The organism is Bacillus sp. Bvel1 (assembly GCF_014872755.1).
GTDB lineage: Bacteria > Bacillota > Bacilli > Bacillales > Bacillaceae > Bacillus > Bacillus velezensis.
On the sequence record NZ_JAAOBZ010000004.1, the window covers coordinates 393,204 to 415,359 of the forward strand.

General features: G+C 46.7%; 23 protein-coding genes and 1 pseudogene. 9 read left to right on the forward strand and 15 right to left on the reverse strand.

All coding sequences use genetic code 11. The features are described 5' to 3' along the window. Positions 1–6: 6 nt before the first annotated feature. Positions 7–627 (forward strand): FMN-binding negative transcriptional regulator, encoded by a 621-nt coding sequence (locus HAP68_RS02610; protein WP_024084939.1) that lies wholly within the window; start codon positions 7–9, stop codon positions 625–627. Positions 628–675: 48 nt separating this feature from the next. Here the strand turns inward: HAP68_RS02610 and HAP68_RS19695 are convergent, their stop codons facing one another. Beyond that, complete coding sequence (locus HAP68_RS19695; protein ID WP_015388637.1) at positions 676–1,038, reverse strand: hypothetical protein; 363 nt, start codon at positions 1,036–1,038, stop codon at positions 676–678. Positions 1,039–1,264: 226 nt separating this feature from the next. Further along, a complete protein-coding gene (locus HAP68_RS02615; RefSeq protein WP_024084940.1) occupies positions 1,265–2,455 on the reverse strand; it encodes an MFS transporter in 1,191 nt (396 codons plus the stop codon). Between the two features lie 256 nt (positions 2,456–2,711). On the opposite strand from HAP68_RS02615, the gene HAP68_RS02620 reads away from it, so the two are divergent. Further along, entirely contained in the window at positions 2,712–3,290 is a 579-nt protein-coding gene (locus HAP68_RS02620) for a TetR/AcrR family transcriptional regulator (protein WP_015388635.1), read from the forward strand. Between the two features lie 94 nt (positions 3,291–3,384). Here the strand turns inward: HAP68_RS02620 and HAP68_RS19740 are convergent. From HAP68_RS19740 to HAP68_RS02645, 6 genes and pseudogenes are all read right to left on the reverse strand, one after another. Beyond that, positions 3,385–3,471 (reverse strand): annotated as a pseudogene (locus HAP68_RS19740) (EamA/RhaT family transporter); the annotation flags it as partial. 90 nt (positions 3,472–3,561) lie between these two features. Next, the gene (locus tag HAP68_RS02625; RefSeq protein ID WP_003156074.1) at positions 3,562–3,861 is read right to left on the reverse strand and encodes a spore coat protein; all 300 of its coding nucleotides are present in this window, start codon (positions 3,859–3,861) and stop codon (positions 3,562–3,564) included. Between the two features lie 14 nt (positions 3,862–3,875). After that, on the reverse strand, positions 3,876–4,073 hold the full coding sequence (locus HAP68_RS02630; RefSeq protein ID WP_003156073.1) for a hypothetical protein: 198 nt from the start codon (positions 4,071–4,073) through the stop codon (positions 3,876–3,878). 18 nt (positions 4,074–4,091) lie between these two features. After that, positions 4,092–5,228, reverse strand: a complete 1,137-nt coding sequence (locus tag HAP68_RS02635; protein WP_003156072.1) for a zinc-dependent alcohol dehydrogenase — start codon at positions 5,226–5,228, stop codon at positions 4,092–4,094. Between the two features lie 18 nt (positions 5,229–5,246). Continuing rightward, on the reverse strand, positions 5,247–5,615 hold the full coding sequence (locus HAP68_RS02640) for a spore coat protein (RefSeq protein ID WP_003156070.1): 369 nt from the start codon (positions 5,613–5,615) through the stop codon (positions 5,247–5,249). A gap of 17 nt (positions 5,616–5,632) precedes the next feature. Next, a complete protein-coding gene (locus HAP68_RS02645; RefSeq protein ID WP_003156068.1) occupies positions 5,633–5,878 on the reverse strand; it encodes a hypothetical protein in 246 nt (81 codons plus the stop codon). Between the two features lie 466 nt (positions 5,879–6,344). On the opposite strand from HAP68_RS02645, the gene HAP68_RS02650 reads away from it, so the two are divergent. From HAP68_RS02650 to HAP68_RS02660, 3 genes are all read left to right on the forward strand, one after another. Next, positions 6,345–7,505, forward strand: coding sequence for a sensor histidine kinase (locus HAP68_RS02650; RefSeq protein WP_046341467.1), 1,161 nt, complete (start codon positions 6,345–6,347; stop codon positions 7,503–7,505). After that, positions 7,498–8,133 (forward strand): two-component system response regulator YdfI, encoded by a 636-nt coding sequence (ydfI, locus tag HAP68_RS02655; RefSeq protein ID WP_015388630.1) that lies wholly within the window; start codon positions 7,498–7,500, stop codon positions 8,131–8,133. The genes HAP68_RS02650 and ydfI overlap by 8 nt, the downstream gene beginning before the upstream one ends. 98 nt (positions 8,134–8,231) lie before the next feature. After that, positions 8,232–10,385, forward strand: coding sequence for an MMPL family transporter (locus tag HAP68_RS02660; RefSeq protein ID WP_024084942.1), 2,154 nt, complete (start codon positions 8,232–8,234; stop codon positions 10,383–10,385). 33 nt (positions 10,386–10,418) lie between these two features. Here the strand turns inward: HAP68_RS02660 and HAP68_RS02665 are convergent, their stop codons facing one another. The 4 genes from HAP68_RS02665 to HAP68_RS02680 form a co-directional block, all read right to left on the reverse strand. Next, positions 10,419–11,141: a gamma-glutamyl-gamma-aminobutyrate hydrolase family protein gene (locus tag HAP68_RS02665; RefSeq protein WP_024084943.1), complete on the reverse strand. Its 723-nt coding sequence runs from the start codon at positions 11,139–11,141 to the stop codon at positions 10,419–10,421. Between the two features lie 138 nt (positions 11,142–11,279). Next, positions 11,280–12,908, reverse strand: a complete 1,629-nt coding sequence (gene abc-f, locus HAP68_RS02670) for a ribosomal protection-like ABC-F family protein (protein WP_024084944.1) — start codon at positions 12,906–12,908, stop codon at positions 11,280–11,282. Between the two features lie 278 nt (positions 12,909–13,186). Continuing rightward, positions 13,187–13,714, reverse strand: a complete 528-nt coding sequence (locus HAP68_RS02675; protein WP_024084945.1) for a GNAT family N-acetyltransferase — start codon at positions 13,712–13,714, stop codon at positions 13,187–13,189. Positions 13,715–13,832: 118 nt separating this feature from the next. Further along, positions 13,833–14,690, reverse strand: a complete 858-nt coding sequence (locus tag HAP68_RS02680) for a YitT family protein (protein ID WP_003156057.1) — start codon at positions 14,688–14,690, stop codon at positions 13,833–13,835. A gap of 281 nt (positions 14,691–14,971) precedes the next feature. Here HAP68_RS02680 and HAP68_RS02685 point away from each other — a divergent pair, with 281 nt between their 5' ends. Both HAP68_RS02685 and HAP68_RS02690 read left to right on the forward strand, forming a co-directional pair. Next, on the forward strand, positions 14,972–16,105 hold the full coding sequence (locus tag HAP68_RS02685) for a glycerol dehydrogenase (RefSeq protein WP_003156056.1): 1,134 nt from the start codon (positions 14,972–14,974) through the stop codon (positions 16,103–16,105). Between the two features lie 146 nt (positions 16,106–16,251). Continuing rightward, entirely contained in the window at positions 16,252–17,463 is a 1,212-nt protein-coding gene (locus tag HAP68_RS02690; RefSeq protein ID WP_003156055.1) for a Bcr/CflA family efflux MFS transporter, read from the forward strand. Between the two features lie 28 nt (positions 17,464–17,491). On the opposite strand, the gene fabF is transcribed toward HAP68_RS02690, so the two are convergent. Continuing rightward, positions 17,492–18,727: a beta-ketoacyl-ACP synthase II gene (fabF, locus tag HAP68_RS02695; protein ID WP_003156054.1), complete on the reverse strand. Its 1,236-nt coding sequence runs from the start codon at positions 18,725–18,727 to the stop codon at positions 17,492–17,494. 108 nt (positions 18,728–18,835) lie between these two features. Here fabF and HAP68_RS02700 point away from each other — a divergent pair, with 108 nt between their 5' ends. Further along, positions 18,836–19,675 (forward strand): helix-turn-helix transcriptional regulator, encoded by an 840-nt coding sequence (locus HAP68_RS02700; RefSeq protein WP_003156053.1) that lies wholly within the window; start codon positions 18,836–18,838, stop codon positions 19,673–19,675. A gap of 41 nt (positions 19,676–19,716) precedes the next feature. Here HAP68_RS02700 and HAP68_RS02705 read toward each other — a convergent pair whose 3' ends face one another. Together HAP68_RS02705 and HAP68_RS02710 are read right to left on the reverse strand one after the other, a co-directional pair. Beyond that, positions 19,717–20,460 (reverse strand): sulfite exporter TauE/SafE family protein, encoded by a 744-nt coding sequence (locus tag HAP68_RS02705; protein WP_003156052.1) that lies wholly within the window; start codon positions 20,458–20,460, stop codon positions 19,717–19,719. Positions 20,461–20,618: 158 nt separating this feature from the next. Continuing rightward, complete coding sequence (locus HAP68_RS02710; protein ID WP_003156050.1) at positions 20,619–21,077, reverse strand: GNAT family N-acetyltransferase; 459 nt, start codon at positions 21,075–21,077, stop codon at positions 20,619–20,621. 131 nt (positions 21,078–21,208) lie between these two features. Here HAP68_RS02710 and HAP68_RS02715 point away from each other — a divergent pair, with 131 nt between their 5' ends. Next, a complete protein-coding gene (locus tag HAP68_RS02715) occupies positions 21,209–22,030 on the forward strand; it encodes a MerR family transcriptional regulator (protein ID WP_024084947.1) in 822 nt (273 codons plus the stop codon). Positions 22,031–22,156: the final 126 nt, after the last annotated feature.

Here is a 22,156-nt window from a genome sequence, read left to right on the forward strand (position 1 = left end):
TTTTGTATGTATATTCCGGCTCCATTTCAGCTGAGTGAAGCTGAAGCGTGCGATGTAATCAAAGAGTATGGTTTCGCAGCATTGTTTTCAACGGCGGAAGGCATGCCGTATGCAACCCACCTGCCATTGATGATGAGTAAGAATAACGAATGCTTATACGGTCATTTTGCATTGCCGAATCCCCAATGGAAAGAGATTGATGGCCAAAACGTGTTAGCCGTTTTTCAGGGGCCTCATTGTTATATCTCGCCTAAATGGTATGAGACGAATCAGGCTGTTCCCACATGGAATTATGTGGCGGTTCATGTTTACGGAGAGGCGGAGCTTTTGGATGAGGAAGAAACCGTGCAGTCGATGAGTGATCTCGTATTGAAATACGAAAGCCCCGACAGCCCGTACAAATTAGAGGATGTCGATGCGAAATTGCTGGAAGGCATGAACAAAGGGGTAAAAGGTTTTAAAATCAAAATCAGCAAAATAGAGGGACAGGCGAAGCTTAGTCAAAATCATTCAGCCGCAAGACAAGGGCTGGTCGTACAACAGCTCAAACAGATTCCTCATACAAACGAACAGCTCATTTCCGGCTTGATGGAAGAAAACATCAAACGAATCACCGCAAAAAACTGACAAGCATGTTAAAAACATACCGGCAGCATGCGGTATGTTTTTTTCTGATTATGAAGCTTTTCTCAGGATGAATAACGACTCGAACAGCACATAAATCAAAGGCGCCATTAAAATGAAGAAAGAATGAAAAATAGCATACGGTATGAGTAAGTAAACGATAAGTTTTAATAGAATGGAAGACGTTTTATTCAATGTCCAGCGATTTTTCAAGATATCAGTCATACAGGCTGAAACAAGGCCGACCGTCAAATATCCGGCTGCTATGTAAAGATAAATAAAAAGGTAAAACGGGTAAGAAGACAACGGGGGTGTGTCTTCCTGTGTCATTTTTAAACCCACATAAAAGACCAATAAAAAGCAAACGGACGAAACGAGAGCTAAAAAAAGGTGTTTATATAAATACTTCTTCATGTGTTTCACCTGCCTATGGACAATTATTTCTAAACATATTATGACATGGTTTTACCGCTGCTGAAAGAATCGGCAGCGGGCATGCGCCCGTCTATATGAGCGGGGCGTAAAGAATCAATATCATCTTTTCATGAATCCGGATGTTTTGTTCGGATGGATGTAAAGAAGAATACACCCCAAAAAAAGCTGTCAGCTTGGTCCTGACGGCTTATTTTTGGTGAAAGGCTTATTTCTCCGTGGTGAAATAAAGCAATGCTATGACCGGAAAAGCAATTCCAATCCATAATGTGATACTCCACCCGCCTGAGGCGTATGCCCATCCTCCGATTGATGATCCTATAGCGCCGCCCAGAAAGAAGATTGCCATGAATAATCCGTTTAATCGGCTGCGGAATTCAGGTGCCAACGAAAAAATGGCACGCTGACTGAGTACGAGATTGGCAGATACCCCCATATCCAACAGGATAGCTGCGGCCACCAGAACTGCTATTCCGACGGGGGAGCTGGTCTGAATCATGAGCGGGAGTAATAAAGAAACGATGACAACACCGAGAGCGATTCCGGTGGCAAGCCGGGTCAAGCCGCGATCAGCCAGACGGCCGCCTATCGGTGCAGCCGCTGCACCCGCAATGCCAGCTAATGCATACAGCGCGATTGCCTTTTGAGAAAAATGAAAAGCAGGACCGGACAATAGTAAAGGTACAGTCGTCCAGAATAAGCTGAAAGCTCCAAATACAAACGCATGATAAATGGCACGGCGGCGTAAGACCGGAGTCGTGCGCAGCAGCTTCCACATTGAACCGAGTAAGACGGTGTAGCTTGTGTTTGCTGTTGGTTTTCTGGCAGGAAGCACTTTTGATAAGACGATTGCCAGGACGACACTTAACGCGGCGGATAAAGCAAATATGGCATTCCACCCCCATATATCAGCGACCAGGCTGGATATCGGACGTGAAAGCATAATACCGAGCAGCAGGCCGCTCATCACATTGCCGACAACCCGGCCGCGTGCGGCGTCTGGCGCAAGGTATGATGCGAACGGAACTAGCACTTGGGCCGCGATTGATCCCAGTCCGATGAAAAACGCAGCGGCTAAAAACAGTGTTCCATGCTTCACACATGCTGTCAGTGTCAAAGCGGCTGCGCTTAGAAGGAGCGATACCACGACAAGTTTTTTGTTTTCGACAATGTCTCCCAAAGGGACAAGAAACAGTAAGCCGGCAACGTATCCGATTTGGGTCAGCGTGACAATCAGTCCGGCACTGCTTGGAGAAAGCCCGATTGCCGCACTGATGAATCCTGCCAAGGGCTGTGCATAATAAAGATTAGCGACAATGATACCGCATGCCGTTGCGAGAAGAAGGGTTAAACCAGTTGAAATCCCCTGATCCGCTGTTTGTTTATTTTCTTTAGCCATATGAATGAACTCCTTTTTAATGATTTTATGAGGTTTGATACATATTTTGCTGATTCATCTCCTTTACGCAGAGGCTTTTGGAGTCTGCATTTCATCAAGACTTCCCTCAAGTTATTTTATAAACTAAACGTTTAGTTTTATTATAAGCAAATGATATACTAAACGTTCAGTTTTGTAAATGGGTTTCTGTTTTCTTTTTTTATACAGGTTAAGTATACTGAACGTATCGTTTATAATTCGGGAAGGAATGATTCATGTGCAGAGTAAACGAGGACGGCCGCGTGATGAAGGAACACATAAGGCGATTCTTTCTGCTGCCTATGACCTATTGTTGGAAAATGGCTTTGACGCGGTGACAGTCGATAAAATTGCAGAGCGTGCCAAAGTGAGTAAGGCAACGATTTATAAATGGTGGTCAAACAAGGCTGCCGTTATCATGGACAGCTTTCTTTCGACCGCTACGGACAGACTGCCTGTGCCCGATACAGGATCAACAGTGCAAGATATATTGACCCACGCCGCGAATTTAGCAAGGTTTTTGACGAGCCGGGAAGGAACCGTTATTAAGGAATTAATCGGCGCGGGGCAGCTGGATGCAAAATTGGCGGAAGAATATCGCACGCGATTTTTCCAGCCCCGCCGCCTCCAAGCGAAAGGCCTTCTGGAAAAGGGAGTTCAGAAAGGTGAATTAAGAGAGAATCTTGATATTGACGTAAGCATCGATCTCATTTACGGACCGATTTTCTATCGCCTGTTGATCACAGGTGATGAGGTGAATGATTCCTATGTGCATGATCTTGTGATGAGTGCGTTTAAGGGAGTTCAAGCTACGTGAATAACCGCTCGAATCGGGTGAAAAGTATATTGTGCCTATGGGGCAGAAAATAATGAAAAGGCAGAACAAATTGTTCTGCCTTCTTCGCTCTATTAGCGAACCGCCCGGCGGCCGCCACGCACGTAATCACCGCCGCCGCAAGCCCCAATAACAGCCCGAAGAAAGGCTGGAGAAGCTGCAGAGCTGTTTCGTTGCCTGGGCGCTGTAAAGGCAGTTCTCAGTTTGACATACTGAAGATTGAGCCAGAGGTGCTGTCTCAGCAGGAAAACATTTATAGGACGGGCAGGCGGAGCGCCGTATCAATATTTTGCAAATTAAACCGGACTTGTTCATCTGTGTTCCACGGATGATACCAGCCTTTTTCCATCATATAGCGTGAGATTTGCTCATGCATGTCGATGGCTTCTTCTAAGTGACGGGTGAGGATCGCTTTCACTTCAGGCGTTCCGGCTTCCGTCGCCGCCATCGCATAGTTTCTGACTCCGCTTTTTGCCGAATTCAATAAATCCATAGCGACAATTTGGTCTGTCAGTGCATCCATCCCCGTCAGGTATTCAATAATCGGATTCATTCGTCATTCATCTCCTATTCGTGCTTTGCATCAGATAAAATCGAGGCAAATTCCTGCAATTGCCTTGTTGATGTATCCGCATCCTGCTGCATGATTTCTTTCAGCTGCGGATCGGATACGAGCGCTTTCATGGTTTTGGATTTCGTCAGGCAAAGTGACTTAAAAGAAGCCATCTCCTGAATTTCGAGTAATTCATGTAAGGCGCTGGCCATTTCTGTAGCCTCCGTTCTCTAAGGTTTGAGTACAACTTTAATACAATCATCTGTTTTCGTGTCAAACATCTCATAGCCGTGCTTCGCTTCACTGAGCGGAATGACATGGCTTACAACATCACCCGGGTCAATTTTGCCGGTTGACACCAGTTCAAACATATACGGCATATAATGGATAACCGGAGCTTGTCCTGATCGGATATTGACGTTCCGCTGCATGATATCGCCAAGGGGAAACCCGTTGTATCTGCCGCCGTACACACCCGTAATCTGGATCGTTCCGCCTTTTCGCACCGCTTGGGACGCGATGACCAATGCGCTCATGGCCCCGCCTTGAAGTTTTAATCCGCTGGCGAGGAACTCCAGGTCCGTCATTTTTCCGTCCATGCCGACGGCGTCAATGACAACGTCGGCGCCGCCTTTGGTGATTTCCTTCAGGTAGCTGCCCGTATTTTCGTGGTCTTCGAAGTTCACGATTTCCACTTTATTCGTCCGTTTCGCATGCTGGAGACGGTAGTTGACATAGTCTACGGCTATTACGCGTTTCGCTCCCTTTAACCAGCAGAATTTTTGAGCGAAAAGGCCCACGGGCCCGCAGCCGAGAACGATGACCGTATCGCCTGCTTTTACGCCGGCATTGTCAACGCTCCAAAAACCGGTTGTCATCGCATCGGCAATAACACTCAATTTCTCATCCGGTTCTTCGCATGTTTCGGGGACTTTAAAATGGGTAAAGTTCGCAAAAGGGACGCGCAAATATTCGGCCTGGCCGCCCGGATAGCCGCCGGTACTCCCTGAATAGCCGAAATAAGCGCCCATATCGCCGTTTTCATTTGATTGATCACATTGGCTTTCCAGGTGATTTTTACAATAAGTGCATTCTCCGCAGGCGATATTAAAAGGAATAATGACACGGTCGCCTTTTTTGACTTTCGTCACGCCGGGACCGGTTTCTTCCACAATGCCCATCGGTTCATGCCCGATAATATAGTCTTCCTGCAAGTTCGGAATGAGTCCGTGGATTAAATGTAAATCTGATCCGCAAATTGCCGTACTTGTGACTTTTATAATCATGTCATCGTGTTTTTCAATCTTCGGATCAGGCACGTCTTTGACGACGACGTTTTTCACTCCTTGATACGTTACGGCCTTCATGCTGTAATACCTCCAGTGTTAGTGTTCATCAGGTGTGCGGTCAAACATCCCTTTTCTGTTCGTTTCAACGGGAAACAGATTCATGTTTCCGACCATGAGGGTATTTTTCGCAGAGAGCTGGTCCAGTTTATACTGTTCGCTCAGATCATGCGGGTGAAACCACTTTTTGCTGACCATCAAGTCTGTAATTTCCTGATGCATCGCGATTCCTTGCATGAGCTGTTTGCGCAGCAAAGCTCTTACATCTGGCGAGGCGGTTTCTGTTAAAGCAACGGCGGTATTTCTGACGCCTTCTTTTGCGCGTATGAGAAAATCCATTGCGAATGTCATATCTGCGAGTTCAGGGACGTGTAATGAATTGATTGGATCTAAATGGTCATGGTTCAATGATGCTTACCTTCCTTTCAATTGATGATCGAAGTCGGCCGGTTTTGAGGAACAGGAGCCTGAAACGTTGCCCGTTCATAAACCGCCTGCAGATCAGCAAGGTTTTGCGAGGCTTGCTGAACGTCTTTTTCCATTAACGTTTTCAGATCCTGATCAAACACAAGCCCTTGCATGAGCTTGGATTTCGCTACACAAAGCGTCTTGAAGTTAATGATTTCATGTAAGTCCAGCGACTCGTGAGCCGCTAATTCACGCTTTTCCATAATCGTTTTTTAAACCTCCTCTTCTCAATTACATAATTAATTTCCCCTGAGAAAAGAGCTCTAGTCTTACAAATTTTGTTTATAAAAAAGAGAGAAGAAATCTGACGGTACATTAAAAAAGAGGAAGCACAATCGCTTCCTCTTGTTCACATGGAATGGCTGTCGGTGTCCTGAACGTTTTTCTGATGCGCGGGCGGTTTTGCCGCGCGGGAGACGAGACCGCTGAAACCCGGGAAAGGTCATAAAAAAGATATGAACAAAAGCAGCCCGCGAACAATCCCGCAGGCTGTTTTTTCTTTCACCCGTCATGCAGGACAGAAGGGGAAGGTGAGAAGCAGGCGATTATGGTATGATGACAAATAGAATAAAACATCGTGAGGCCGGTCGGCTAAAAGGAAGTGGACAGAGATTGTTTGGTACAAAACATCAAGAAGACTATGTCTCCCGTGACAGACGCTCATTGCATATGCTTGCGCTTCGGGTGCCCGGTCTGGCGTTTATTTTTATGGTATATGCCGCATCAGTCTCTTTGCAGTACATTTATGAAAGCTGGACGGTTTTATTGCTGCTGTTATTCACGATATTGATCGTCATTTTTGCCGTGCTGCACTGGCATTCCTATCGCTGGGTCAAGAAAAAAACGTTTCTTTATTTCATCATACAGGGATTTATCATATATACATCGGCTAACTTGATGACCGGCGGCTATATCGCGGCGGTCATCGGTCTCTATGCCTTTTTAATCGGGCAGATTATCGGAATGGCGGATAAGGGCAAAACGCCGCTCATACTCTATCTTTTCATTTTAATGTCCATAGCAGCCCTGCACCAGGAGCATCCGCATCATCTGCTTCGTTTCATCGTTATCGCCGCTCCCATCATGATCGTGATTATCACATATGCGGCAACATTTTTCGCGCAAGTTGATGAAAAAATCAAAACACAGATGACGCTTGAAAAATTAGAGCTCGCTCACCGGCAAGTGAAACAGCTGACGCTTCAAAACGAAAGGCAGCGGATGGCGAGAGACTTGCACGATACACTTGCACAAGGGCTGGTCAGCTTGCATATGCAGCTTGAAGCGGTGCATGTTCATCTTTCAAAGGGTAACACTGACAGAGCGAAAGACATCATCAGCCAGTCAATGGACAGAGTGAAGGGCACATTGGCTGATGCGCGCTCGGCCATTGATAACCTTCGCAGAAAATCAGAAGAGATCGGGTTCTTAAAAGAAAGCATCACTGAACAAATCAACCATTTTACAGAAGCCTCCGGGCTGTCTTGTTTTTTAGATTATAGCGTGCATCATGTGCTTGACGTTCATACGGCGGAGAATTGCCATTACATGATCGGAGAAGGCCTGACAAACGCCGCCAAGCATGCAGAAGCAAAGAATGTCTGGGTGTCCGTTCAGGAAGAAGAGGGACAGATCTGCATAACCGTCAAAGATGACGGGAAAGGCTTTGATGCCGGAACAGAAATGAGAAAAAGCGGACATTACGGGCTGCTGGGGATACAAGAACGCGTCAATATGATGAACGGCACTTTCCGTATAACAAGCGCCAGATCAGCGGGAACTCAAATTGAGATCATCATACCAATTCAAGGAGAAGCGGAACATGTATAAAGTGTTAATAGCAGATGACCATCTTGTCGTCAGAGAAGGTCTGAAGCTTTTGATAGAAACAAATGACCATTACACCATAACGGGAGAGGCGGAAAACGGGAAAACCGCCGTCCGCCTCGCAGCGGAACTAAAGCCCGATGTCATTCTCATGGATCTGTACATGCCGGAAATGAGCGGGCTGGAAGCCATTAAACAGATAAAAGAGCATTCTGATGTGCCGATTATTATTTTGACGACCTATAATGAAGATCATCTGATGATAGAAGGCATTGAATCAGGCGCGAACGGTTATCTGCTGAAGGACACAAGCTCAGAAACCTTATTTCATACGATGGATGCGGCGGTCAGGGGAGAAGTGCTTCTGCAGCCGGACATCTTGCGGCGTTTCCGGGAAAAGAAAATGGAACGGGCAAATGCCAATGAAACACAGCTGACGGACAAGGAAATCATAGTTCTGCAAGCCGTTGCGAAAGGACATAAAAGCAAAGCGATCGCCTTCGATTTAGGAATCTCAGAGCGGACGGTAAAAGCGAGATTAACATCGATTTATAACAAATTAGGCGCTGATTCGCGGACGGAAGCCGTCACCATTGCCATGCAAAAAGGCATTCTGAAACTGAATATATAATGAAAAACTGCCCAAACGTACATGCCCCTATGTACGTTTTTTTTATGTGAATGTGAACTACAATTAGGCAGAAAGTAATGATTGGAGAGGAGTATTCGATGTCTGGTTTTTTATATAAATTAGGGGGATGGTCTGCCCGCAACCGATTCAAAATAATCAGTGCGTGGCTCGTGATACTGATCGCTTCGATTGTGATCGCCATCTCGTTAAAACCTGCTTTTTCTGAGGATATGTCAATTCCCGACACACCTTCTGAAAAGGCGATGGATGTGATTCAAAAAGAATTTTCAAAGGGGCCCGATAAAGGAAGCATACGGGTTATTTTCGGAGCTGAAGACGGGAAGAAATTGACGTCAAAACCGGAAAAACAAGCGATTGAAGAGACATTAAAGAAGATCAAAACAGATCATTCGGTCGCTTCGATTGCAAGTCCTTTTGAAACAGGAACCATTTCTAAAGACGGATCAGTGGCATATGCCGATATTACGTACAAAAAAGCGGCGGATGATATTACGGATGCGTCTGTTTCACATATTAAACACAGTCTGTCCGCCGCCGGAGACAAGGGCCTGCAGACGGAGCTCAGCGGCGATGTGCCGGGGGCCGGTGTTGAAGCCGGCGGTGTATCTGAAATTGTCGGCGTTGTGCTGGCTTTCGTCGTTCTGGCCATTACATTTGGTTCATTAGTCATAGCGGGGCTGCCGATTGTCACGGCCCTGATCGGGTTAGGTGTAAGCGTCGCGCTGACGTTAATTGGGACACAAATCTTTACGATAGCCTCGGTCAGTCTCTCATTATCAGGAATGATCGGCCTGGCTGTCGGGATTGATTATGCGCTGTTTATCTTTACGAAGCATCGTCAGTTTTTGGGCGAAGGTGTACAAAAAAATGAATCGATCGCTAAAGCTGCGGGAACGGCTGGCAGCGCCGTCGTTTTTGCGGGACTGACCGTGATCGTCGCGCTTTGCGGATTGACCGTTGTCGGCATTCCGTTCATGTCTGCGATGGGATTGACTGCGGCACTCAGTGTGCTGATGGCTGTATTGGCATCAGTAACGCTGGTTCCTGCGGTGTTGTCAATCGCAGGAAAACGGATGATTCCGAAATCAAACAAGAAGAAAGAAAAGAAAAGCGCCGACACGAATGCCTGGGGACGCTTCGTTACAAAGAAGCCTATTCTGTTAAGCATTTTCAGCATTATTCTTTTAGCCGTCATCAGTCTGCCGGCCATGCATTTAGAGCTGGGGCTGCCTGATGCGGGAATGAAAGCGAAAGACAGCCCGGACCGCCGCGCCTATGATCTGTTGTCTAAAGGATTCGGCGAAGGCTTTAACGGCAAGCTGACAATTGTTGCCGATGCAAAAGGGGTCAAGGGAAACAAAAGTGAAGCATTTCAAGACGCCGTGAAAGAAATAAAGGACTTGCACAATGTGGCGAGCGTCACACCTGCCATGCCGAATCAAAAAGGGGATTATGCCATCATTACGGCAGTGCCTGAAACCGGGCCGAATGATAAGGCAACGAAAGAGTTAGTGCAGGATATACGGAAACGATCAGACAAAAACGGCACCCGCCTGCTCGTCACCGGGTCAACAGCGGTGAATATTGATATTTCAGACCGGTTAAACGATGCGATTCCGGAATTCGCCATTCTTATTGTCGGGTTTGCGTTTGTATTGCTGACCGTTGTTTTCCGCTCGCTTCTCGTGCCGCTTGCCGCCGTCGTCGGCTTTTTGCTGACGATGACCGCTACACTCGGGTTATCGGTATTCGTTCTGCAGGATGGGAATTTCACCGGCTTGCTCAGCATTCCGGAAAAAGGTCCGATTCTCGCCTTCCTGCCTATTTTAGCCATCGGTATTCTTTTCGGGCTGGCGATGGACTATCAAGTATTCCTTGTCAGCAGAATGAGAGAAGAATATGTCAAAACAAAAAATCCGGTACAAGCCATCCATGCCGGATTGAAACATAGCGGACCTGTCGTAACAGCGGCGGGACTGATCATGATTTTCGTCTTTGCGGGATTCATCTTCGCGGGGGACTCTACGATCAAATCCATGGGGTTGGCAATGACCTTCGGTGTTCTTTTCGATGCGTTCATTGTAAGAATGACCATCATTCCGAGTGTCATGAAGCTGATGGGACATGCGGCCTGGTACTTGCCGAAGTGGCTGGATAAAATCATTCCGAACGTGGATATCGAAGGCCATAAGCTGACACAAGGCAAAACACCGGAGAAACCGGAAGAATAAAATGAAAAAGCAGATCGTTATGATCTGCTTTTTTTATGTGCTGACCGCATTCATGAACAGAGAAAAAAGCTTTTTCATGTCTTCATGTTTTTTTGTCAGCATTTCGGGATGCCATTGCACGCCGACGACAAATAATTCACCCGTTCGTTCAATCGCTTCAATGGCCCCGTCTTTCGCATAAGCCGCGGCTTTAAATGAAGGCGCCGTCTCTTTTATGATCTGGTGATGGAATGAATTCACCCGCGCTGAATCGCCAAACAAGGTATGGAGACGTGTCCCTTTTTCAAAAGAAACATGATGGGTTTTTAACGGCGGATCTTTTTCTTGGTCATGCTTAATGTCAGCAAACGAAGCGTGTGCCAGGTCTTGATATAAAGTTCCCCCGTAAGTAACGTTTAACATATGCATCCCCCGGCAGATGGCCAGTATCGGCTTTTCTAAAGCAACCGCCGTGAGAATCAGCTCCTTTTCGTAGGCGTCCCGATCAGGAAAGGTCTTTCTTAAAGCCTGTAAAGGTTCTTCGCCGTAAAACAGCGGGTCTATATCCTGGCCGCCGGACAGAATGATGCCGTCAACATGAGAGACCTGTTCCTTTAAAAGCGCCGTCTCTTGAATCACCGGCAATATAAACGGCACACCGCCGGCCTCAGAAACAGACTGAATATAATCATTATTGACATATGCCCGATTATAACCCGGGAAAGGGCCGGATTGATCAGCCATAATGTTTCCCGTAATTCCGATGCGTTTGGCCATTCTGCGTTCACCTGAACCTTTCTTTCTGAACCTTCTCGTATGAATCTGAACGTAGGTTGTACAAATCAGTTTGAAATTATTCTTCATAATACGTGAACTTTCCAAAACAAAACCCGTGACAATCACGGGTTTTTACATTCATTTCAACTTCTTGATTTCTTCCGTCAGCTCTTTGAACTTTTGATCAAGCTCACGATATTGTTTATCAGCCGGAGTCATGAAGCTGAGTTTTCCGAGGACTTCCTGCCGTTCGGTTTCAAGCTTTAATCGCAGTTCTTCAGCATCATCCCTGACGGAGGGAGATTCTTTCCATTGTTTTCGGACGCTGCCGTTTGAGATATCAAGCCGGATGTCCGTCGTCTTTTCGACAAAGTAACGATCATGCGATACGATGATGAGCGTTCCGTCGTATCGGGCCAAAGTGTCTTCAAGCTGCTCGCGTGACGGCAGATCAAGGTGGTTTGTCGGCTCATCCAGAATCAGCACATCTTTCTCCCCCAGAATAAACGCCATCAGCTTGCATTTGACCCGCTCTCCCATGCTCATCTTGCCGATGGGTTCCGTCCATTGCGCTGCGGTAAATCCTAAATGCTTCATGAGGGATTGAACATTTCCCCTTGCTTCGAACGTTTCTTTGTAAAAAAGCTGTTCGGGGGTTTTATCAAGCGGAAGGTCGAATACTTCCTGGGTTAAATAGCCGACGTTTGCAGACGGAGAAATCCATATGCCGCCCTGCGCTTTTTCCTGACCGAGGATGACCTTCAATAATGTTGTTTTCCCGCTGCCGTTCGGGCCTGTAATCGCGATCTTTTCACCGTGCATCACAGTGAAATTCACGTTTTTAAAAAGCGTTCGGCCTTCATATGACTTTGTGACATCACTTACTTCTAAAAAACGCTTTCCCGCTTTTTTGCGGTGCTCAATGGAAAAACGGACTTCATACTCCGCTTCAACCGGTTCTGCTTTCGCTTTTTCAAGCTCTTTTTCAAGACGCTTCTGCTTTGATTTAATCTGGGCGTCCGTGCGTTTTGCTTTTACGCGGTGATATTCTTTAAAGCCTTCTATTTTCGTTGATTGGGCGTGGGCTTTTTTTGACCAGGCGCTCAGCTCGTTCATTTGAGCTTCAATCCGTCTGATCATATGCTGCTGATTCTCATATTCCCGCTGCTGTGTCAGCCTTCTCTGTTTGCGGACCTCCATATAGCTTGAATAATTCCCTTTATGTTCAATGAGTTTCTTTCCTTCGATGGCCCAGATTTTTGTCGCCGCCGCATCTATAAAAGCACGATCATGTGAAACGAAAATAATGGTGCCTTTGTAATTCTTGATCTGATTAAGCAGTATTTCTAAACTGTGCTGATCGAGGTGGTTCGTCGGCTCATCTAATAACAAAAGGCCGCTTGAGGAGGAGAAACCTTTGGCAAGACGGGCTTTCAATTTTTCTCCGCCGCTTAATTGCGAAAAGGCGCGTGCGGGCACGTTCCACTTTTCTAACAAGGCTGCCTCCGCAGGCTCCGGATGGCCGGAATCATAAGCTTCCGTTTCTTGTTCCACCATATATATGTTCACATCTTGCATCATCTGGATCTGTCCTTGTGACGGCGCTTTTTTATTGCAGATCAATTGCAGCAATAAAGATTTGCCGGCGCCGTTTTTACCGATAACACCGATGATGTCGCCTTGCTGAACACTCGCGCTGATCTGTTCAAAAAGGGGAACGCTGTTGATTTCGTAACTGATGCCGCTTATTTTTAACATTTCTTTCATATGTCAATCCCTCGCTTTAAAGGGAGGACAAAAAAATCCTCCCAATTGATTTGGAAGGATTAGCCGTACCTGTGCGTGATCAAATAAGCTATTTTTACATAGCTTTCTCGTATCGTATAGAAAATGGGCAGACTAATCCTATTTTTTCTGATTTGAAATATTTGATTTCAAACGGTCAAAATAAGATTAGTTAATCATTGTCCACCCATCATCCCTTCGTATTTGTTACGAACAGTGTAGCACACACTTATCTGTAAAAGCAAAGGGTATAAGCCTTTTTATTCCAGATCGGAGGCTTCCCACTCTTCTTCTAAAACGGCATAATAATATTCATCCCACCATTCATTATCATGGGGGATGCATTTTTTAAACAAGCCTTCCCGCCTCATCCCGATCTTTTCCATCACCCGGTGCGAAGCCATGTTTTCCGGCTGACATGTCGCAATGATCCGGTGTAATTTCATCTTGTTAAACCCGAATGCCAGCACGGCGCGCGCCGCCTCTGAAGCATATCCTTTGCCATGGTATTCCGGGTGAAACACCCAGCCGATTTCATACGTATGATCGCCAAAATACTGAAAAAAAACAATGTGGCCAATGACCGTTTTCTCATCCTTCAATAAAACGGGAAACTTCCCGGCATGTTCACCGCTGTTTTCAGTAACGAATTTCCTGGCATCTTCTGCGGTAAAGACACCCTCTGGTATATATTTCATGACACTCGGATTCGAGGTGTACGCATAGACATCCTGCCAATCTTCCGGTTCAAATGTCCGAATGACGAGCCTTTCAGTTTTGATATTCATTTTTTTATGTTCCTCCATCAAAAAAGGTTTCATTTACTACTTCGATTGAAAGATGTAAAAAACCTTTGAGCGGGGAAGAGCCGAATAAAAAAAGCCTGCAGCTATACACTGCAGGCGGTTATTTTTCATTTGCGGCGGCGGGCAGGTTTGTAAACCCGAATTGCCCTCCGACAGCTTCTTTTACTTCATGAATAACGATAAATGATTTCGGATCAATTTTTTGAACATGTTTTTTGATTTTCAGCAATTCGTTCTTTTTAATGACAACATAGATAATGCGCTTGTCTTTGCTGCCGTAATACCCGTATCCGTAAAATATCGTCGCCGCGTTGCCGTACTCGGAGGTGATGGCTTTGGCGATTTCTTCGTATTGGTCAGACATAATGGTGAGGGCTTTTTTATTATGGAAACCCTCAATGACAATATCGACGATTTTGGCGCACAGATAAACGAATATAAACGTATACAGCATATGATTGATTCCGATCGCTAAAACGGATGCGAAAATGATGACACAATCCATATAAAACATGCTTTTGGAGATGTTAAAGCCCTTTGTGTAATTCAATAAATACGCCAAAAGCGTGGTCCCGCCGGTAGATCCGTCAGCGATAAAGATCAATGCCAGCCCCGCTCCCATCAGCAGAGCGCCGAATACAATCCCGAGCACCATGTCGTGCACGCCGAACGGAATAAAACTGACGATGCTGAGAAAAACAGAAGTCATTCCCGTACCGAGTATCGTGTATAAAATCGTTTTTTTCGTTAAAAATTTATAAGCCAGCCCGATAAAAATCAAATTTACAACCAGAGTCGTAATACTTGCAGGTATATGGAAAAGATAATATAAAACGAGAGCGATTCCCACGGTGCTGCCGTCCCCTAAATGATTCGGGATGACGAAAAATTCCACGGACGCCGCGATAAGAAAGGCTCCGGCCATAATCATCAGTATATCCTTGCAAATGTTCTTCATGTGCAAACCTCCTCCGCAGTCAAAAATATATATAAAACAAAAACGCCTCAAAAATTATCCAGCAGAACTAAATAATTTTTAAGACGAATCATTCACAATCTCGTTTGTTCATTCAGTAAAGAATGATCAGCTTCAATATCGAAGATTATATAGACACCTTCACATCTTGTCAATGCCGTGAAAATTGATTTTCTGCAGTGTATATGAGGTTTAAACCAAGTTAAAACGAGGAATTATATCAGAAGAGTTTTCATTTCCGCTCTATCAATAAGAGAAATGTAATGAGAGACAACGAAGAAGGGATGATGACATTGGAACGAATTTTTATCAGTCCGGCCAAATACGTGCAGGGAAAAAACGCCATTGAAACGATCGGCGGACATCTGGAGGGCGTTGGTGAAAAAGCCGTCGTCATCGCGGACAAAACCGTATGGGATATCGCGGGCCACAAGGTGACGGCTGAATTAAAGAAAAGCAATATCTCTTCTGAAGAGGCGGTTTTCAACGGCGAAGCCTCCCAGGAAGAAATGAAAAGAATTGCCGGCATCGCAGAAAAAGCAGGGGCGACTATTGTCATCGGAGTCGGCGGCGGTAAAACGCTTGATACGGCCAAAGCCGTATCAGATGAAATAAACGGCTACACCGTTATCGTGCCGACGGCCGCTTCAACGGATGCTCCGACAAGCGGGCTGTCTGTCGTGTATTCTGAACAAGGCGCGTTCGAAAACTATCGTTTTTATCATAAGAATCCTGACTTGGTTCTGGTCGATACGAAAATCGTCGCGGAAGCTCCGCCGCGCTTTTTAGCATCAGGGATTGCCGATGCGATGGCGACGTGGATAGAGGCGCGCAGTGTCATCGCCAATGGCGGTAAAACGATGGCAGGCGGAATTCCGACAATCGCCGGAGAGGCTATCGCGGAAAAATGTGAAGCGGTATTATTCAAATACGGCCATCTCGCTTATGAGTCTGTGAAAGCGAAAGCCGTTACGCCCGCATTGGAAGCGGTGGTTGAAGCCAATACACTTCTGAGCGGACTGGGATTTGAAAGCGGCGGCTTAGCTGCGGCACATGCCATTCATAACGGATTTACCGCGCTTGAAGGTGAAATCCATCACTTGACCCATGGTGAAAAAGTGGCATTCGGCACGCTCGTTCAATTGGCGCTGGAAAAACGTTCGCTTGAGGAAATTGAGCGGTATATCGCGTTTTATATCAGCTTGGGGCTGCCTGTCACACTTGAAGACATCAAATTGAAAGACGCATCTAAAGAGGACATTATGAAAGTGGCAGAAGCCGCGACGATTGAAGAAGAAACGATTCATGCCGCTTTTGACGTGACGGCTGACGACGTGGCGGACGCCATTATAGCGGCTGATCAATACGCAAAAGCATTTAAAGAAAAACACGCGTAAAACCTTTTACCGCGTGACCCGGAACCAAGGGCTGTTACAGCCCTTGGTTTTTTTTATGCCCTTTGAAAACTTTTAAAAATAAAGAAAAAATTATGATACAATATACAAATGTTTTGAGAGATTGACAAAGGAAAGGTGGGAACGATATGCTGCATAATCCGACCGGTAAGGAGCGGCTTGCGCTGGCTTTTCTTCTCGGAATGCTTGCGATACTGGGGCCGCTCAATATAGATATGTATCTGCCGAGTTTCCCTGAAATCGCCGAAGATTTAAGCGCCCGCGCTTCGCTTGTCCAGCTCAGTTTAACCGCTTGTCTGATCGGACTGACAATCGGACAGGTTGTTGTCGGCCCGTTAAGTGACGCGAAGGGAAGAAGAAAACCGTTATTGCTATGTATTTTTTTATTTGCTTTGTTTTCTCTGTTTTGCGCGCTTGCACCGAACATTTCAACACTGGTGATTGCCCGTTTTCTTCAAGGATTCACCGCTTCGGCGGGACTCGTTTTATCACGTGCAATCGTCAGAGATGTGTTTACGGGAAGAGAGCTTTCTAAATTTTTCTCGCTGCTGATGGTCATTACCGCCGTCGCGCCGATGGTGGCGCCGATGACGGGAGGCGCGATTTTATTGCTTCCGTTTGCATCATGGCATACGATTTTTCTGTTTTTAACCTTTATCGGGTTTTTGCTTGTTCTCATCATTGCGCTCAAGCTGACAGAAACCCTGCCGCCGGAAAAGCGGATTCCGAGCTCCATCGGAAATTCCGTGCGGACAATGGGAAGCCTGCTGAAGGATCGGTCATTTATCGGCTATGCGCTGACGGTCGGTTTTATTCACGGCGGGAGCTTTGCGTATGTCTCCGGAACGCCTTTCGTGTATCAGGATATTTACGGAGTATCGCCTCAGGTATTCAGTGTTTTATTCGGCATAAACGGTCTGGCGATCATTACCGGAAGCTTTATCATCGGCCGTTTCGGCGGGATTATTCACGAAAAAAGCCTGCTGAAAATCGGCGTGATTACAGCGATGACGGCGACTGCCGTTCTGCTCGTCATGACGATCATTCACGGACCGCTGGCGGCACTGGTGATTTCCATTTTTATTTATATGATTACGATCGGCATGACGCTGACAAGCACCTTTACATTGGCGATGGAAAAGCAGGGACACCGCGCGGGAAGCGCAAGCGCACTGCTCGGCATGCTTCCGCTTCTTCTCGGTTCCATCGTGTCGCCGCTTGTGGGGATGAATGAAGCGACGGCCGTGCCGATGGGGGCAATTATGTTCACGACATCCGTTATCGGTTCCATCGCTTTTTTCGCCTTAACAACAAAACCGGAGAAAGCAAAAAAGGAGTGAAATGATTCACTCCTTTTTTTGATGCCCGCTATTCATATTTCTTCAGCACGATCGCCGAATTATGTCCGCCAAAGCCGAATGAGTTGGAAAGGCCGATCGTTAACGATTGATGGCGGGGCCCGTCTGACACATAGTCCAAATCACATGCCGAATCAGGGTGCTGCAGATTGATCGTCGGCGGGATGATGCCGTGTCTCAGGCTTTCTGTCAGAGCGATGGCTTCAACGCCGCCTGCCGCGCCAAGCATGTGGCCGAGCATTGATTTGTTGGCCGTAACCGGAATGTCATACGCAAGCTCCCCGAATAATGTCTTGATGGCCAATGTTTCAGAAAGATCTCCGGCTTTTGTGCTTGTCGCGTGGGCGCTTACGACATCAATGTCTTTCGCTGAAACGTTCGCCTTTTTCAAAGCGTTTTTCATCGCCAGGTATGCGCCCGTCCCTTCCGGATGGGAGGCCACCATATGATACGCGTCAGAGCTTGCGCCGTAGCCGAGCACCTCACAGAGGATCGGGGCGTTTCTGCCGATTGCGCTATCCAATGATTCCAATACTAAGATGCCCGCGCCTTCACTCATGACAAACCCATCGCGATCAGCGTCAAACGGCCGGCTTGCCGCGGCGGGGTCTTCGTTTCTCGCTGACAGCGCGTGGGCATTCCCGAAGCTGGCTAATGACAAATTCGTAATCGCCGCTTCCGCTCCCCCGGCAAACATAATATCTGCGTCATCATTCCGAATGGCGTTGAATGCTTCCCCGATCGACGTATTGCCGATGGAACACGCGGTGACGGGAGAAAGTGAGGGGCCGAGCGCGCCTAATCTGATGCTGATTTGAGCGGCGGCCGCGTTTGAGATCATCATGGGGACAAGGCTCGGGCTCACTTTTCGCGCTCCCCGTTCATTTAAAGTATGAACGTTATCAATCAAAGTCGTGATGCCGCCGATTCCAGAGCCGACGTACACGCCGAGGCGTTCACGGTCAATCTGATCGAGCTGAATCCCGGAGCTTTCAAGCGCCTGTTCCGCTGCCGCTAAAGCAAACTGGCTGAAACGGTCAAGCCGTCTCGCTTCTTTTCTGCCCCATCTTTCTTCTGCGTCAAAATCACGGACGGTGCCGGCTATTTTTGTCTTGGAGCCGGAGACATCAAACGAATCGATGAGAGAGATTCCCGATGTTCCTTCCGTCAGGTGTTTCCAAAATGTATGCACATCATTGCCGAGAGGTGAAATCACTCCCATTCCGGTGATCACAACTCTTTTCATGGTCATTCCTCCTTCGGTATGTATTTATTGTAACTCGCAATTATCCTATTACAAGTTGTTGATTATCCTAGTATAATGAATACCAGGGTAAGAGAGGAGAGATTCGGTATGATACCAGAAGGAAGATTGCAGGCGCTCTCAGAGTTTTTAAAAACGCAGCGGGCCAAAATTTCTCCGCAGATGGCCGGGCTGCCGATGGGCACACGGAGAAGAACGCCCGGGCTCCGAAGAGAAGAGGTCGCGCAATTAGCAGGCGTAAGCACCACGTGGTATACGTGGCTGGAGCAGGGCAGAGACATTAAAGTGTCCGCAGCCGTATTGGACGCGGTTTCCGATGCGCTGCAGCTCAACAAAGATGAGAGAAATTATTTATACGCGCTTGCCATTGAGGAGGGCGTGAAGCAGCCGTTTGCCGCGGAGGAAGAAGCGGTTATCAGCCCGTCGCTTTCAAAAATCCTGCATGAGCTCCGTTATTGTCCCACCATTATCTCGGACAGGCGCTGTCATATCGTGGGATGGAATCAGGCCGCGGCTCACGTGTTTTTAGATTTTGAACAAATTCCTCCTGAAAAACGGAATCTCATAGAGCTATTGTTTTCCAGAAAAGAATTAAGAAGTTTAGCCGTGAACTGGGAGCACTTTGTGAAAGGATTCATCGCCATTTTCAGAACGTATTACGGCCAGTATGTAGCTGATACGTGGTATTCTCAGTTTATAGAAGAAATGGAGAAAACGTATTCGGAATTTCATACGCTGTGGAATGAGAGCGAAGTCAGCTCGGCACCCGAAGTATTAATTGAGTTCCGCCACGCGAAGGCGGGAAAAATGGTCTTTAACCTGACTTCATTTCAGGTTCAGGGCAACAGTGATCTGCGCTGCAGTGTGTATACGCCGGTAGATCATACCGAAACGGAAGCAAAGCTGAAAAAGCTCTTCGAAAACAGGTGAAGAACAGAAAAAAACGGGAGGCGGCCGCCTCCCGTTTCAGTTTAAAATAAAAGCATGAGACCGGCGATGGCCGGTGTTAAAAAGATGGCTGATTTCAGAATGACTTTCGGCACGTGGTTGGTGAATTTCGCTCCGACATATGCGCCGCACATCGTGCCGATCAGCACTTTGACCAACAGTATATAATCGACAAATCCTTCCGTCACATAACCGAGTCCTCCGCCGACCGCAAGCGGGATAATGACAAGCATGGTGGTGCCGACCGACTGGCGGATGGATAAGCGCAAAAGAATCATTAAGCCGATCTGGATGAAAGGGGCAGAGCCGATCCCGAACGTTCCGGACAAGATTCCTGCGATGATACCGAGTACAACGGCTTTCACCCATATGTTCAGATTGCTTTGCCGTCCGGAATCTTCATGTGTTTCTTTTACAATAAATAACCGGACTAAAATAAGCAGAGCGGATAAAAACAGCATGCCCGCCGTCAAGTAATGCAGCAAATCTGCAGGGATAAGGGAAGTAAGCCTTGCCCCGAAAAACGAACCGAATGCCGCAAAAACGCCGACGATGAGGCCGATTTTCATCTGAATATTGCCTTCACGGTAGTGGCTGAAAGCCCCCGATAAACTTGTGAAAGCCATTCCGGCGAGGGAGGTGCCCAAAGCCGTATGAATCGGTACGTGAAACAGTATAGTTAAAAGTGCAATGACAAAACCGGCTCCCCCCGCGCCGATAAACCCTAGAATAATCCCGAGAAGGAACATAACGAGTATAATAAGCACAATCTTCTCCTCCATTTAGATGCCTGATCACCATGTTCAGATCCGCTTTATCAGGTTTTTAACAATCGATCGTCGTCCGTCGACCGTCGTCCATTATCTTTATGTTACCTCAAATTTGAGGGATTGGCAAGAAGCCGAATCGCTTTTATACAGAGGGTTTACAGCTCTTTCACCATCACTTTTTCCCCGTTTGAGTCCAGCTCTCCATTGAATAAGAAGCCGAATTTTTGATAAAGCCGCAATGCGTGCACGTTATCTTCAAACAGACTTAAATAAATCCGTCTGCACTCATATATTCGAACGAGATGGCGGATAAGAGCATCAAGCAACAGCCTGCCCAATCCACGTCCCTGATAACGTTCATCAATAAAAAAACGGTCAAGCCACACTCTGCCGTTTTCATTTTCCTCATCATATTCCGGAAACCATCCGTACATGGCAAAGCCGACCAATTCCCCGTTAACATAAAGACCGGCCGGCTGATAATGCCGGCAATCCTCAGCATCTTGTAAGCACTCTTCCGCGGTTTCAATAAATGAAGTCTGGCTTTCCCTTACATGAAGCGCCAGTATATCAGCACGGTTTTCTTCCGTGACTGCTCTGATTTCAATCGTCATACTTGATACTCCTCTTCTGCTTTTTCTGAGACGGTAAAGCTTTCATTGCGTAAGCCATTTGTGAATCAGCCTTCTCTCGGATACAATGATCATCATAAAGGATATGGTTACCGTATAGTCAAGGAGGCATTATGAGCGAAGACGTCAGAAAATACTTCACAACGGGTGAATTTGCAAAACTGTGCCACGTAAAAAAACAAACCCTGTTCCATTATGACGAGATCGGCCTGCTTTCTCCGGAAATCAAAAAAGCGAACGGATACAGATACTATTCCTATCATCAATTCGAACTGTTCCAGGTTATCGGTCTGTTTAAGGAGGTCGGCGTGCCCTTGAAGCAGATCAAACCGCTCTTAACAGACAAAACCCCTGAGGGTATCATCACGCTTTTAAAAGAGAAATCATCAGAAATCGAAAGCAAAATCAAAAAGCTGGAGCACCTGCAAAGAATGATTCAGACAAAGGTGAAGCTGACCGAACAAGCTTTGGAGACAGACTTCTCCTCCGTCTCATTGCAGCGATTAGATGAAGAGACACTTATGATAGGACGACCCGTACTCCATTTGCCAGAACGGCAATACACTGCGGCCATTTCCGAATTGATCCGCTATATGCGGGTACATGAACTCGATCAGGGGCATCCGGTCGGCGGACTGTTTGCGCGGGAGCAGATTCTGAAAAAAGAATTCTACAACTACACCCATTTTTATATGAAGACAGAAGAAGGCATAGAGAATAATGACCTCCATATCAAGCCGAAAGGGCTTTATGCCGTCGGGTACCAAATAGGGGATGAAGCGGAAGCGGCTTACCGCAGCATCATGCAGTTTATTGAAGAGTATGGGCTGGAAATGGGCGATTATGCATATGAAGAATATTTGCTTGATGAGGTTGTGGCGGACGGGTTTGACAATCAGATCACAAGAATCCAGCTGCAAGTCCGCAATCGATAAAGCCGATGCCGCCGTTCGTTTACGTCTTCTGACAAACCTTGTATAATGAGAAAAATCAGATTGCAATTGAGGTGAAAAACGATATGTTTCTAGCGCCCTTATTTGAACATGATGTACCGGCAGCAC